Genomic DNA, 14450 nt, shown 5'->3' with positions numbered 1-14450 from the left:
CCCGCGACTACCGAGCCAGGCGCTCCTCGCGGGCCTTGGCCTCGCGCGCGACGAACTGGTCGCGCGCGATCCGCCCGATGTAATCGGAGTCCCGCAGGATGGCCCGCAGTTCCTCCCGGAACGCGTTCCGACGTTCGACGAGATCCGGGCCGGGGCCGACCAGATCCTGGTCGGCGATGACTTGATACGCGGTGGCGAACAACAGCGTCGACACGGATTCGCTGCTGCGGACCCTCGTCTGCGCCACGTACTGGCGACCGACGCCCAGCGCCGACTCCGTCAACTCCTTCTGGCCGACGTCGGCGGGCGCGTCGCGCAGCACGTCGGCGACAATCTCGTAGGCCTCGAAGAACACCCGCAGCATCGCGTCAGCCATCAGCGGCCGCTTGGCGAACAACAGCGCGTCGATCTCATCGCCACCCGCCGCGACGTGGGCCTCCCAATCGTCTTGCCAGGCCATCTCTTCGGCGATGTTTTCCCGAAACGCCGCAGAGTCCGCGAAGTAGAAGTCGAACTTCAACAGGTCGCGCAGCCGCATCGCCTGATCCCAGAAGGCCTGCATGCGGTCGCCCTCGACGTGCCGCGCATGCGCCAGCGCCAGCTCGACTATCGAGGTCTCGAGGAACGCGTGGATCAGCGAGTTGCGGTAGAACGCGGCCGCGTGCTGCTCGTCCGGGGCGATGCGCCACACCGGCTCGCGGCCACCGTCGACCCGGGTGATCGGGTGCCCGTTGGACAAGGCGTCGACCGCCGCCCGCACCCCGTCGCGCGAGCGCAGCCGCAACGCACTCGTCGACATCGGGGTGTGCTTGCGTTCCAGATAGTCCAGCGAATCCTGCAGGGTGTGGTGCAGCTGACCGAGCGTCAACGCCGCGCCGCGGGTCGTCAGCAGCAGCGCGCACACCAGACCGGTGGCCGTCACCGGCGTCGCCTGCAATATCCGCCAGGCAACCTCGAACGACATCTTCTGCAGCGCAAGCCTTTTGGCGTCCGGGTCGTGGGCCAGGGGGCCGTTCGTCGGGCCCAGGTACTGGCGCATCGAGACGGCTTCGGGGAAGCGGACGTAGATCTTGCCGTAGTTGCGCTCGCCCTGCGCGCGGATGAAGTTGTAGAGCCAGCCCACGCCTTCGGGCGTCTTCTCACCACCACGGGCGTAGGCCGCGTACTCGGCGGTCTCGTGCAGCTGGTCGAAGCTGATGGACACCGGCTGCAGGAGGATGTCTTCGCTGCGCCCGTCCAGGTACGCGTCGGCGACGTAGGAGAGCAGGCCGAGTTTCGGGGGCAGCATCTTGCCGGTGCGCGAGCGCGTGCCCTCGATGGACCAACTCAGGTTGAACCGCTTTTCGACGATGTAGCCGACGTATTCGCGCAGCACGTATTTGTAGAGCGGGTTGTCGCCGATGTTGCGGCGGATGAAGATGACGCCGGACCGGCGCAACAGCGGACCCATCGCCCCGAATGCCAGGTTGATTCCGGCGAACACGTGCACGGGTGGGAGCCGGTTATCCTGCATCGCCACGGGCACCACGGCGCCGTCGATGTAGGAGCGGTGCGAGAACAGCAGCACCGCGGGGTGGGTTTCCAGGGCGGCGCGCATCGCAGCGACCTGGTATTCGTCGTAGTCGATCTCGGGGTCGAATCCACGGCTGAGCGCCCTCCCCAGGACACCGACCAGGTCGACCGACACCCGGCTCCAGCCGGTGGCGAGTTCGTCGAGCATCGCGCCCGCTTCCTCGACGGTGGCGCCGGGGATCTTTTTCAGCCCGGCGCGAAATCGGCTGGACTCCAAGATCTCCGGCTTCACCAGCCGCGGAGATTTGTACTGCGGCCCCAAGATTCGGTACTCGACGCGTTCCAGCGCCAGCAGCGCGCGGCGGATGACGAACCGGGCGAAGTCACACGAGTTCTCCCCGACGGTGGTCTCGCGCCACTGCTGGCGCAGTTCGGAGACCTTGGCCGGTTCCCCGGCCACCACCCGCGCCCGCTGGGGCGCGTTGCGCATGATCTGCAGTTGCTGACGTTCGTTGGGGTGGTAGGGATCCCGGCCCGGCAGCAGTCCGGCCAGCTTCGCGATCCTGCCGCGATTGGGCGGCGGCAACCAGAACACCCGCACCGGCACGACCGCGCGGTCGTCGTTGGCCGCCTCGAGTTGCTCGATCAGCGCGGCGAGCGCACCGGCCGGCGCGTTGGGCGGCGGCAGTTCCAGGACGTCGAACCTCGCCTCGGGCCGGTCGGCGCGCTGTTGCGCCATCCAGGCCGTCACCAGTTCCCTCTCCACCGGCGACGCCATGGACGCCAATACCAGCGAGTCTTGGCCGGTGAGGACCGCGGTGGTATCCGCGGCCGGTTCGGTCACGGCCGCCCTTCGGGCGGGGATTCCGGCGGCTCGGCACCGGCGGCCGCCTGCGCGGGCCGTTGCGCCTCACCATCTTTGAGGACAGCCTGGGACTCGTGAGGATTCGCCTTGGCCGGCTTCGGTTTCGCGGCGGCCTTCTTTGCCGACGCGCTCTTTGCCGGCGCCTTCGAAACGGCTTTGGCCGCAGTCTTTTTCGCCGGGGTCTTCGCCTTCGCCGCGGCCTTCTTCTCTGCGTAGAGGTCGACCTCGGGCAGCGCGTCGATCGGCCAATTGGCCAGCGTGTCCAGATACAGCTGCCGGACCTCGGCGATGCGCTCGGGCAGGTTCTCGACGGTCCAGTCCTGCACCGAGATGGGCGGGAACACCGCGATATCAACCGTGCCGGGGTTGATGACGGTGGAGTTCCTGGCGGCGACGAGCTCCGCGTTGCGGATCACGATCGGGACGATCGGAATCCCGGCCGCCATGGCGAGGCGGAACGGCCCCTTCTTGAACGGCCCGACTTCGGTGGTGTCGACCCGGGTGCCTTCCGGGGCGATCACGATCGAAAGCCCCTTCCTGGCACGGTCTTCGACCTCGTGCATCGTCTCCATGGCCGCGGCGGGATCGTCCCGGTCGATGAACACCCCGTCGAGCAGCTTGCCGAGCGTGCCCATGATCGGGTCCTTCTGCAGCTCCTTCTTGCCCACGCCGATCCAGTTGTCGCGCACCAGCGCTCCGGCGATCACCGGGTCGACCTGGTTGCGGTGATTGAAGATGAACACCGCCGGCCGCTGCGCGGTCAGGTTCTCCTGGCCGATGACGTTGAGCTGCACGCCGGCGATCGCCAGCGACAGCTGCGAGAAGGTCGAGGTGAAGAAGTTGACACCGCGGCGCCGATTGCGGGTCAGCACGCCGATGCCCACGGCACCGGCGGCGACCGGAAACATCGAACCGAATCCGGCCAGGGTGCGCAGCTGGCGCCGCAGGCCCACCGGGCCGCGGCTGTTGAACCGCAGGATCGGCCAGCCGCGGCGCTTGGCCACCGCCGCCATCTTGCCCTCGGGGTTGGTCGGGCGCGGGTTGCCGACCAAATACATCAGGGCGACGTCCTCGTCCCCGTCGGCGTAGAAGTAGCTGTCCTTCAGGTCGATGCCGTTCTCGGCCGCAAACCGTTGCACCGCAGCGGCTTTGCCGGGACCCCACAGGATCGGTTTCTGCACGCCGCCGGTGAGGATGCCGTCTTCGGTGGTCTCGAATTTGTTGGTGAGCATGTTGGTGATGCCGAGGAACCGCGCCACCGGGTTGACCTGGATCGTCAGCGCCGACGAGCTGAGCACCACGGTGTGCCCGCGCGCCACGTGCGCGCGCACCAGCTCGCGCATCTCCGGGTAGATCCGGGACTCGATCCGCTGCACGAACAGCCGCTCGCCGATCTCCTCGAGGTCGTCGAGCAGGCGACCGGCCAACGCGGCGGCGGCTTTGCCGATGAGGTCCTCGAACTCGATGCGCCCGAGCGTGTGGCTCAGGCCGGCCTGGACCATGCCGAGCAGTTCGCCCACCCCCATGTCGCGGCGCAGCAGCCGCTCCTGGGTGAGGATCACGGCGGTGAACCCGGCCACCAGCGTCCCGTCCAGGTCGAAGAATGCCCCGATCTTGGGCCCCGGTGGGCTGGCCATGATTTCGGCGACCGAACCCGGCAACCTCATGTCCCCGGTCGTTCCGCCGTCGGCTCCCTGGTCTTTCGCGACGCTCATGAGCCCGACGCCGTCCGTGCCGAGGTCGCCGGTTCGGTGAACGAGGCGGGCACCGCACGGGACGCCGAATCACCGGCCAGGGCCAGGATTTCGTCGAAGCCCTCCAGCAGGCATTGGGCGAACAGCGGTTCGTTACGCACCGACGCCCTGTCGTAGCGCACGGTGATGGTGCACCAGCCGCCCCGCGAGATCAGCACCACCATCATCGCGACGCCGGGCAGCGGGCCGATGCCGTACTGCCGCAACACCTTTGCACCGGCGATGTAGGTGTCGCCGGGGTATACCGGGACGTTGCTGGCCTGTACGTCGGAGCCGATCACCGAGCCGGTGATGCCCTCGAGGACGGCGGTGGGCAGGACGCTGAGCAGCGGTGCGACCGAACCGATGATGTTCATCGCCGGCTCGTCGCGGCGCTGCGTCATTTGCGCGCGAATCTTTTTCATCCGCGAGACCGGATCGACCGTGCCGACGGGCGCGGCCAGGTTGACACCGGTGAATCGGTTGCCGCCGGCCGTATCGGCGTCGGCCCGCAGGTTCACCGGGACCGCCATGGGCAAAGTGCTGATCGGCACGCCGAGTGCCTCGTGGTAGCGCCGCAGGGCGCCGCACAGCCCGGCGAGGTAGGCGTCGTTAATCGATCCCCCACCAGCTTTGGCGGCGCGGTGCAGGTCCGACAGCGGGATGTCGATCGCTTCGGTGCGGGTGGCCAGGCTGCGGCGGCGCAACAGCGGCGACGGCTCGGCCGCCCGGTTGAGCACCCGCATCCCCGACATCGCGTAACCGACGATCCCGGACACGGTGGCGCCCGGTTCCAGGATCGCCCGTCCGGCCGCCGAGACCGCGCCGGACACGGCGCTCAGGACGCCGCCGACAACGGCGGTGGGTAGATGGTTAATGCCTTGCCGCATCAGGTCGTTCGACGTGAGATCCTGCGGGATGGGCAGCGGGGGCGTCGGTTTGGCCGGCGGATCACGTTCGAGGTCATAGATTTCGGCGAACATCTGCACCCCGCCTACACCGTCGGTAACGGCGTGGCTGACGTGCAGCAGGGTCGCCGCCTTTCCGTCGGCCAAACCCTCGACCAGGGTGGCCGTCCACAGCGGCCTGGAGATGTCCATCGGCGACTGCAGGATCACCTCGGCGAGGTTGAACACGTCGCGCAGCGTGCCGGGTTCGGCCACCCGGATTCGGCGCACATGAAATTCGAGGTTGAAGTCGGGGTCCACCACCCAGCGCGGTGACGCCGTCGGCAGCGTCGGTACGACCACCTTCTGCCGTAGCCGCAACACCCGTCGGGAGGCGTTTTCGAACCGCGTCAGGAACGTGTCCCAGTCGGGCGTGGTGTCGAGTAGCTCGAGCGCCATGATCCCCGACCGGGTCCGGGGATTCGCTTCACCCCGATGCATCAGATAGTCGACCGGCCCCAGCTGGTCGGACAACTTCACGACCTCGGACTCAGTCATCGCCATCCGCCCGACGCGCCAACCTCGTCACCGTCGATCAAGCCTCCTGCCTAGGTCCCACCCAACCCATTGCCACCACAACGCTAGTCGGGTTGCCGCGCTGGTGAAAGGAGCGGTCGGGGCCGTGAGGCGGTAGCAGCTCAGCTGGCCGACGTGGCGGTCAGCGGCACCGTATCCAGCAGCGAGCTGACGCGGCGGCCATAGATGATGCCCAGGAAATCGGCGACGGCGTCGGCGGCCAGCCGCGATCGAACCGTGGAGACGATGTCGAACGCGTGGTGCGCGTTGGCGAGCTCGGCGTGGGCGACGGTCGCGGCGCCGGCCGCGCGCAGCGCCCCGCAGAAGGCCCGGGCCTGGCCGCTGGGGACCAATTCGTCCTTCTCGCCGTGCAGGACGAAGAACGGCGGCGCTTCGCTGTGCACGTAGGACACCGGCGACGCCGCCTCGAACCGCTCGGGCTGGGCGCCGTAGCGGGCCTTGAGCACGAACTGCTCCAGGAACGGCAGCATCAACGGGTGCATGTTGTCGAAGTCGGTGAAGTCGTAGACGCCGTAGTAGGGCGCGACGGCGTGGACCGTCGTGTCGGCGTCTTCGAATCCGGGCTGAAATGCCGGGTCGTTCGGGGTGAGCGCCGCCAGGGAGGCCAGGTGTCCGCCCGCCGACCCGCCGGTGATCGCGATGAAGTCCGGGTCGCCGCCGTAGTCGGCGATGTTCTGGCGGACCCACGCGATGGCCCTCTTCACGTCGATGAGGTGCGCGGGAAACGTGGAACGCGGGCTCTTGCAGTAGTTGATCGAGACACAGATCCAGCCGAGTTCGGCCATCCGGCTCATCAGCGTGTAGGCCTGCACCCGTTTGTCGCCGACGGTCCACGCCCCGCCGGGGACCTGGATCAACACCGGCGCCCGCCGCCCCGGTGCGAGGTCGTGGCGCCGCCAGACGTCGAGCAGGTTGTCGCGGCCGCCCGGACCGTAGGAGATGTTCGAGGTCTGCGCCGCATACCGACGGTGCGGCCCCGGCCGGCCCAACACGCCGCCGCGGGGGGCGCAGACGGGCGCGGCGGCGCCCGGGTGGCGTACCTGCTCGCGGAAGTCCGGGCCGAAGGACTCCTCGAGCGCGAAGGTGAGGGCCCGATCCGCCCGCTGCGCCGCCCAGCTGGCGCCGACGCGGCCGATGGACGGGTGCGACACCCGCGACAGCGCGTGGCCGGTCAGGACGTGCGGGGGAAACTCCGTGGATAGCCAGCCGGCGAGACACCCCAGCGCGAACGGTGAGCCGCGCAGCAACAGCGTGCCGGCCCGGTACGCATCCATCGCGTCGGCCGCCAGGCGTGCCGCCTGGTTACTAGCCCACGAGCACCGTGAAGTCAGGTGCATGGTCACGCTCATAACGACGCCACCCCTCGACGTTCTGCACACGCCCCGTTGCGGTAAACGGCCGATGACCGGCCGGTGTTGTACGTGTGTCGAGGGTCCCAACCATAGCCGATATATGCGGTGCCGGAACGCTTTTCGCGCGCGCCGCGGCGGCGAGTCGTGTCGCGACACGCCGTTGGAATAGACTGACCTGCACATTGCCTCCGTAGCTCAGGTGGATAGAGCAAGGGCCTTCTAATCCCTAGGTCGCACGTTCGAGTCGTGCCGGGGGCGCTCAGTCTGTGTATGACTTCGGCTGATGCTGGACATTTCACCGTCGGGTGATGCCTGACAGTGTTTCGGTTGATCCTTTACACCGGTTTCGCCTGATCCTTGACACCCTGGATGAGGGAGTTGAGCGACACCGTCGACGTGACCACCCAGCGGCCGGCTACTTGACCATCGTGAACTGACAGACGTTGGTGTAGCCGTCGCGGAAGAGGTCCGAGCAGCCCCGCAGGTAGTGCATGTAGATGTCGTAGGTCTCCTGCCCCTTCAACGCGATCGCCTCTTCCTTGTGCGCCTCGAGCGCGTCGGCCCAGGTCGTCAACGTCGGAACGTAGTTCTTGCCGATGAAGTGATGGCGCTCGATGTTGAAGCCCGCCTCGGTCGCATACCGGTCGATCTGGTGAACCTGGGGCAACCTGCCGCCCGGGAAGATCTCCTTGAGGATGAAGCTGATGAATCTCAACAGGGTCATCGTGGTCTTCAAGCCGAGCGCGTTGACCTCCTCGGTGGTCGGCACCACGATCGTGTGCAGCAACATCCTGCCGTCGTCGGGCAGCAGGTCGTAGAACTTCTTGAAGAAGACGGCGTACCGCTCGTATCCGGCATCGCCCGCGCCGTCGGCGAAGTGCTCGAACGCACCCAGCGACACGATCCGGTCAATCGGTTCGTCGGGAAATTCCTCCCAGCCCTGGATCCGCACCTCCATGCGGCGGGGACTGTCGATCTCGTTGAACTTCTCGACGTCGTGTGCGTACTGGTTCTCACTGAGTGTGAGGCCGATGACGTTGACGTCGTACTCGGTCACCGCGTGCCGCATCGTCGAACCCCAGCCGCAGCCGATGTCGAGCAGCGTCATGCCGGGCTCGAGGTTCAGCTTGTCCAGCGCGAGCTTGCGCTTGGCGTACTGCGCCTCTTCGAGCGTCTTGGTGAGATTCTGCGGGTCCGGATCCTCGTCGAAGTAGGCGCAGCTGTAGGTCATCGACGGGTCGAGCCAGAGCTTGAAGAACTCGTTCGACTTGTCGTAGTGCGACCGGACCTTCTCGACCGGCGGCTTCAGGTGTGCGCTTCCCGCGTTCGGCTGAGCGGACATCGACAACGCCCCTAACTTCCCTGCGGATACGGATGACCAATTTTCCGGTGTCGAAGTGATCCTTACCCACAAAATTCTAGGCAGAAGCGTCTGCCCTCCCGAGGTCGAACTTTCGGCGGCCCGCCAACTGGTCGGAGGCGTTTTGGTGCGGCCGCGCCGCGGGTAACCGTCCAGGGTGCGCGCGAAATCTGTCATTGCCGCACCGGCGGTCGCCGTGGCGATTGCCGCATGCACGTGTCCCATCAGTTCGGCTGACCCCGTACCCGAGAATCCACCGTTTCCGATCGGTCAGCTGGGCGTGCCCGTGCATGTGCGGGCCGCCGACGGCGCGACCGCCGACATCACCATCAACAGCGCATCGTGGTTAGCGCCAGGGTGCGCCTCTCATTTTGCGAATCCGGCGTCCGGTGTCGGGTGCAACGTGGTGGAAATGACTATCACCGCGACGTCCCACCGGTTCTTCGCATTTGACCGGAAATACATGTTCGCCGGATACGGCGGCGGAAACCAGCCGATGACCCAGCCCGACAACGCGCCCGAGCCTGCGACGCTTGCGGTCGACTTCCAGAGGCTCGACATGATGCCCCCGCTGCAAACGGGCGGGCTGCATGACGGCCAGACCACTCATGGATTCGTCGGCTTCGCGATGCCCACGGCCGGGGACCTGTACATCACGGTCAACGATCCCTCGCATCCCGCGCCCTACACCGAAGCGGGCTGGATCATCCACACCTGACGCGGCCAGCTAACCGGCGACTCCGGCCAGTTGGTTCGCCACCGCATCGAATGCGCGCAGCGTGTCCAACATGTGCGGCTCGCGGGAGTGGGCCTGGGTGGACACCTTGGCGGCGACGACCTCCGCGGCGCGATTGACGTAGACCATCTGGCCGCACATGCCAAGGCACAACACAACATTGGCGCCCGGGTACGGGAACCACATCTGGTTGCGGTACATCCCGCCGGGCAGATCGGTGTCGTGGTCGGGGCTGGCGGCGAACGCCTCACGCGAGTCGGGTCCGCCGTCGAAGGTGTCGGCGAGCCACGCCGCCGGCACCACTTGTTGGCCCGTCAACGACACACCGTCGCGCAGGAACAGCGAACCGAACCGGATCAGGTCGGTGAGGCAGGCGTTGACGCCGCCGTCGAAAAAGCCGGTGCCGGCGGAATCGACGGCGATGGTGGCGTCGCGCTCGGCGCCGATGCGGCTCCACAGGAGTTCCGACATCAGGTCCGGCATGCGTTGACCGCCGGCCGCCTCGCAGATCCAGCCCAGCACGTCCGTTTCGCACGAGCGGTATTCGAACGGTCCGCCGTGCGCCGACTTCCGCCGCAAGGTCAGCAGGAAGTCGCGCAGCGTGGCCGGAGCCTCCGGGCTTCGCCTCGGCGCCCACCCCATTGCCTGGTCGAGTAGGTGTATCTCGGCGGCCGGATCGTCGTAGTTTTCGGAGAACTTGATGCCCGACCTCATGTCCAGCAGGTGGCGTGCCGTCGCGCCGGCGTAACCGCAGTTCGCCAACTCGGGAACGTAGGCCGTGACGGGCGCGCCAAGCTCGATCGCGCCGGCCTCATGCAGCGCGCCGACGACGGCGCCCACCAGCGACTTGCTCACCGAGAACAACAGGTGCCGGGTGTCGGCCGCCATGCCGTGCAGGTACTGCTCGACCACCAGTGACCCGTGGTGGGCGACGGCCCACCCGTCGGTGGCCGTGGCGGCCATCACCGCGCCGACGGTGGTGGCCGACCCGTCGGTGCTGGCCACGGCGATCTCCGCGACGGGGGCGCCGGCCGCGGGCAACGCCGCGACCGGCCCGGACCCGCGCGGGATCACGGCCGTCGGCACGAAGTCTTCGACGTGCTGAAACGACCAATGCGAATAGGGCGCCGACAGCCAGTTGTCCAGGGAGATACCGGCCGGGGCGCTCACGCGCGCGCGACGAGCCGAGAGACGATCGGCGCGGCGGGCGTCAGGGGCGTCGAGACGAACTTCGCCTTCATGCCCTTCACCCAACGCTGGCAGCGTTCGCTGAGGTGATAGTCGTCGGTCTGCAGGTGTGAGCGAGTGACCAGCACGCCCAGCTGAGCACCCTCGGAACGTAAGTCGCCGGGCGCCGCGACCCGAAGGTAGAAGGCCTCAGAGCCGTCGAGCAGCGTGGCCCAGTCGTTGGCGGTCCGCGAAAAGGAGACCCGGCCGTCGTCGTCTATGCGCCACACCCCGGTGCGTGGCGTCGCGGTGAAGATCTCGATATCCGGCGACGTCTCCGTGATGATCACCTGGCCCCAGACCTCGTCTTCGCCATAGCCCCGCTCCCAGCGCGAGTTGATTTCGTCGATGTCGAGCTCGTACTCCACATCCATGTACTCGAGCAGGTGGAAGAGGAACAGCGGAATGTCGGCGTAGGCCTCTGTGGTCAGGTTCGTCATCGGGCTGGCGCCGCTCAAGCGCGGGTTCACCTCGCCGAGGTAGAGCTCATCGGAGTCGAGGTCATGCAGAAGGTCCACCTCGAAGTAGCCGAGGTAACCCTCGCGGCGCATCACGTCGCCCAGCTTCGACACCATTGCACGCGCGGCGTGGGTCTGGGCGGGCGGCAGCACCTCGCGCCAGATGTCGTTGCCACACCAGCTGCCCCGGCTCGGAGTCAGCTCCGAATAACCGACAAGGCTCGTCATTGCGGGGCCGACCACGGTGCCATGACGGGTCACGGCGCCCTCGAGGCACACCTCGACATTGCGGATGCGCTTCATGACTTTGATTTCTTGCTGCGAGGTCAGCTCGCCGGCATGCTCGTCCCAGTCGCGCTGACCGTGCACAAAGAACGTCCCGCTGCCGGCGGCGCCGTAGGCGATCGAGATGACGAGGTCGTCACCCAATCCGGCATTCTGCGCGAGCGTCAGCAGTTCGTCGTAAGAGCCGACACGGCCGATCGCGTGCGGCACACTGGGTACGCCCGCCTCGTTGGCCAGGCGCGTCATGACGATCTTTGACCCCAGGCGCTGGCGCAGCTCGATCGGCGGATGCATGACCTCGAGGCCGGCCGCCCGCGCGAGGGCCTGGATTTCCTCGTTCATCATCACAAAGCAGCACTTGCCGCCGGGGCCTTTGCCCGCGATGAACTCAAGAGTTTCCGGGTCGGACAGCAGGTGGCTGCACACCTCGTCCATGGAGTCGAAATCACGGCGGTCACGCCGCCGGGGCACGAACACGCGTGAGTGGGTGCCCTCGAAAGAGTCAAAGTAGGTGAGGTAGAAGAAGTTTCGGATCCAGCGGTCAACGCCGAGCAGGTTGAACGGGGTCGGCGAGATAAAGAACAGGGGCACCTTGTTGGTGTGGAAGAACGCGCGTACGTCCGAAAGGCCGTTCAGCGGGCCGCGCCGCTGCGGCTCCGGCACGATCACGCCACCCGCGCCGACGCCGACGCCTCCGGCAAGGGCGTGGTCGGCGTGCCGGTGTTGCAATCACATACCGTCATTCCCCAAGTGTGGACCCGCGCACGGCCACGCGAAAGTGGAGCGCCCGGGGCGCCCCGTGGAACCGGTACTGCACTAGCCGAGTTCCTTCATTAACTCTTTCGCCAAAGGCCCAGCGGAGGCGGGGTTTTGGCCCGTGAACAGATTGCGGTCTTTCAACGTGTAGGGCTTCCAGAGTTCACCGCGCGAGAAGTCGACACCCATCTTCACCAGCTCGTCCTCGGCGGTCCATGGCGCCTTCGCCCGCAGCCCGACGGCGTCCTCCTCATCGTTGGTGAAGGCCGTGACCTTGTAGCCGGCGAACGGTGAGACCCCGTTTCGCCGAGTGGCCAGCATGGCGACCGGGGCGTGGCAGACGATGGCCAGCGGCTTGCCGGACGCCAGCGCTGCGGTCAGTAAGCGACCGGAGTCCGCGTCCCGCCACAGGTCCTCCATCGGGCCGTGGCCGCCCGGATAGTAAACGGCGTCGTAGTCCTCGAGACGGGCGTTGGCCAACTCGATGGGGCAGCGCAGTTCCTCAGCCGATCGCAGGATCTCCTCGAGCTCCTGGGCGATCTCTTCGCTGCCGGCCATCGATGGGCGCAGACTCATCACATCCACGTGCGGCACAACGCCTTTCGGCGTGGCAACCACGATTTGGTGACCGGCGTCAGTGAGCTCGCGGTACGGAGCCGCGAATTCCTCGGCCCAATAGCCGGTCGGATGCCGCGTGCCGTCCTTGAGGCTCCAGTAACTCGCGCCGGTCACGACAAACAGAACTTTCGCCATCGGGAATCCCCTCGTCAGTGCGCACCGGATCGACTCCGCCCAGCCTCGTCCATCCGATGGCCGGCGTGCAACCGCCAACCGCGATCGAAGCCATGGGCCCCCTAGGCCCGGGATCAGCGTGGGGGGCGGCGCTTAGGGGATTCTCAAAAGTTTCTCGGCGGCCTCTCGCACCGGTGGCGGCGCAGGAAAACACGGCGGCGTAAACGACACTTAACAAATTCAGGGGTGCGCGTTGTTGCCCAGCGTTTGCCAATTAGGCGACTGGGGAATAACAATTGGCGTGTCGTGCGAGCAGATGACGCCTGCAGGGGGATCATGACTTAGGGCGTCTCTATTCGAGGGGTGGTCGATGTGACGTCGGACGACTGGCAACCGGTGGTGCGAGTTGGAGAACCAAGGTTCGTAGCTGGCCTTGGGAATAGGATCAAAGTCGAGGTCAAGACGCGGGGGTGGCTGAGCCGAGATTGGCGTCGGTACTTCGGTCTTCAGGTAGCGCAGCAGCGGCTCGATGCCAGGTACTCGACGTATCCGTGTTGGGATGAGGTCCAGCGCATCGAGGGCACTTGCGCCGTCGATGAGGCGGAGCATTACATCGAAATGATCGATGCCGCAATCCACTACGCGAACACTAGGTTGCGGTACGACAGGTTGCCGGACACGGTGATGCAGGGGACGCTGCGGGACCAACGCGCCTGCGCGGTGCGACGTCGCCAAGCGGCGCTCGATCAGCTGGCGAAGAAGTTGGCGCGACCCGAGGCTGGGTGACCGAAAACCGGCGGCGATTAGAGCGCCGGGGCAGTTTCGCCATGAGCCGCTTAATTATCTGCGTGTAATCAAGCCCCCGCGATTGAAGCTCACCGCCCGACGAAAACGCATTCGCGTTGCAGCACCATTCTTTGGAACTCGACTGGGCAGCGTTAGCAAATCTCCTCGAGGGCAGACGCATTGCGATTTCGTTAATTGACCCGGGCGCCGCAGGGGGCACACCGGCTACCGTCGGTGCGCGCGACGCGCAGTACCCTAACCCTGCCGCGGAGTCACAGCCGACGGCGCAGCTTTCGGGCGTCGCCCGGACCCGTCAAACCCAAGCCGCGGAGGTGCCCGATGGTCCAATCCGACCTGGTCTTGTCAACCGTCGACAATCGCGTCGCGCTCATCACCGTCAACGACCCCGACCGGCGCAACGCGGTGACCGCCGAAATGTCGGCGCGCCTGCGCGCGGCCGTGGAGCGGGCTGAGGCCGATCCCGACGTGCACGCCGTGGTGATCACCGGGGCCGGCAAGGCCTTCTGTGCCGGCGCGGACCTCAGCGCGCTCGGCGCTGCGGGCGGCGAGAAAGCCGAAACGGGCCTACAGCAGCTCTACGACGGATTCATGGCAATCGGCGCCTGCCGGCTGCCCACTATCGCCGCCGTCAACGGCGCGGCCGTCGGGGCGGGCCTGAACCTTGCCTTGGCCGCCGACGTGCGCATCGCGGGCCCGGGCGCCCTGTTCGACGCCCGATTCCAAAAGCTGGGATTGCACCCCGGCGGGGGCGCGACCTGGATGCTGCAGCGGGTGGTGGGCCCCCAGGTCGCCCGCGCAGCCTTGCTCTTCGGCATGCGTTTCGACGCCGAGGCCGCGGTGCACCACGGCTTGGCGCTCACCGTCGCCGACGATCCGGTCGCCGCGGCGCTGGAGTTGGCCGCCGGACCCGCGGCCGCCCCGCGCGAGGTGGTGTTGGCGACGAAGGCGACGATGCGCGCGACCATCAGCCCGGGGTCGCTGGATCACGAGCAGCACGTCTTCGCCATGCGCACGGAGCTCGGTCCGCAGGCGTACTCCATCCAGTCGCCGGAATTCGCTCAGCGTCTGGCCGCGGCGCAACGCCGGTAGCGCCGTCGCAGGTTCCGCCCCCGCCTTCGCGCGCGTCCAGCTTCAATTGCGGCC

Annotated in this window: 11 protein-coding genes and 1 tRNA gene; 4 read left to right on the top strand and 8 right to left on the bottom strand. The window is 67.0% G+C overall.

Going from position 1 to position 14450, the window contains the following annotated elements; translation table 11 throughout:
* Positions 1-7: 7 nt before the first annotated feature.
* The 4 genes from ACEL92_RS08650 to ACEL92_RS08635 all read right to left on the bottom strand — a co-directional run bounded on the left by ACEL92_RS08650 (position 8) and on the right by ACEL92_RS08635 (position 6943).
* Positions 8-2356, bottom strand: a complete 2349-nt coding sequence (locus ACEL92_RS08650) for a glycerol-3-phosphate 1-O-acyltransferase (protein ID WP_374025187.1) — start codon at positions 2354-2356, stop codon at positions 8-10.
* The gene (locus ACEL92_RS08645; RefSeq protein ID WP_374025186.1) at positions 2353-4092 is read right to left on the bottom strand and encodes an HAD-IB family hydrolase; all 1740 of its coding nucleotides are present in this window, start codon (positions 4090-4092) and stop codon (positions 2353-2355) included. Before ACEL92_RS08645 ends, ACEL92_RS08650 begins: the two co-directional genes overlap by 4 nt.
* Complete coding sequence (locus ACEL92_RS08640) at positions 4089-5555, bottom strand: wax ester/triacylglycerol synthase family O-acyltransferase (RefSeq protein ID WP_374025185.1); 1467 nt, start codon at positions 5553-5555, stop codon at positions 4089-4091. Before ACEL92_RS08640 ends, ACEL92_RS08645 begins: the two co-directional genes overlap by 4 nt.
* Before the next feature lie 140 nt (positions 5556-5695).
* Positions 5696-6943 carry an alpha/beta hydrolase fold domain-containing protein gene (locus ACEL92_RS08635; protein WP_374025184.1) on the bottom strand — a complete coding sequence of 416 codons (1248 nt, stop codon included), beginning with the start codon at positions 6941-6943 and terminating at the stop codon, positions 5696-5698.
* Positions 6944-7130: 187 nt separating this feature from the next.
* Between ACEL92_RS08635 and ACEL92_RS08630 the strand changes: the two genes are divergently transcribed.
* A tRNA-Arg gene (locus ACEL92_RS08630) sits at positions 7131-7204 on the top strand.
* Positions 7205-7361: 157 nt separating this feature from the next.
* Here ACEL92_RS08630 and ACEL92_RS08625 read toward each other — a convergent pair.
* A complete protein-coding gene (locus ACEL92_RS08625) occupies positions 7362-8288 on the bottom strand; it encodes a cyclopropane mycolic acid synthase family methyltransferase (protein WP_374025183.1) in 927 nt (308 codons plus the stop codon).
* Between the two features lie 430 nt (positions 8289-8718).
* On the opposite strand from ACEL92_RS08625, the gene ACEL92_RS08620 reads away from it, so the two are divergent.
* Positions 8719-9024: a hypothetical protein gene (locus ACEL92_RS08620; protein ID WP_374025182.1), complete on the top strand. Its 306-nt coding sequence runs from the start codon at positions 8719-8721 to the stop codon at positions 9022-9024.
* Between the two features lie 9 nt (positions 9025-9033).
* Here the strand turns inward: ACEL92_RS08620 and ACEL92_RS08615 are convergent, their stop codons facing one another.
* From ACEL92_RS08615 to ACEL92_RS08605, 3 genes are all read right to left on the bottom strand, one after another.
* Positions 9034-10212, bottom strand: coding sequence for a serine hydrolase domain-containing protein (locus tag ACEL92_RS08615; protein WP_374025181.1), 1179 nt, complete (start codon positions 10210-10212; stop codon positions 9034-9036).
* Positions 10209-11681, bottom strand: a complete 1473-nt coding sequence (locus ACEL92_RS08610) for a biotin carboxylase (RefSeq protein WP_374025180.1) — start codon at positions 11679-11681, stop codon at positions 10209-10211. Before ACEL92_RS08610 ends, ACEL92_RS08615 begins: the two co-directional genes overlap by 4 nt.
* A gap of 147 nt (positions 11682-11828) precedes the next feature.
* Positions 11829-12521 (bottom strand): type 1 glutamine amidotransferase domain-containing protein, encoded by a 693-nt coding sequence (locus tag ACEL92_RS08605; protein ID WP_374025179.1) that lies wholly within the window; start codon positions 12519-12521, stop codon positions 11829-11831.
* Between the two features lie 351 nt (positions 12522-12872).
* On the opposite strand from ACEL92_RS08605, the gene ACEL92_RS08600 reads away from it, so the two are divergent.
* Entirely contained in the window at positions 12873-13286 is a 414-nt protein-coding gene (locus ACEL92_RS08600) for a hypothetical protein (RefSeq protein WP_374025178.1), read from the top strand.
* 339 nt (positions 13287-13625) lie between these two features.
* Complete coding sequence (locus tag ACEL92_RS08595; RefSeq protein ID WP_374025177.1) at positions 13626-14396, top strand: enoyl-CoA hydratase; 771 nt, start codon at positions 13626-13628, stop codon at positions 14394-14396.
* Positions 14397-14450: the final 54 nt, after the last annotated feature.

This window comes from Mycobacterium hainanense (genome assembly GCF_041890355.1).
GTDB classification, from domain to species: Bacteria; Actinomycetota; Actinomycetes; order Mycobacteriales; family Mycobacteriaceae; genus Mycobacterium; species Mycobacterium hainanense.
The sequence above is the reverse complement of the archived record's forward strand: the minus strand, read 5'-3'. Positions and strand labels throughout refer to the sequence as shown.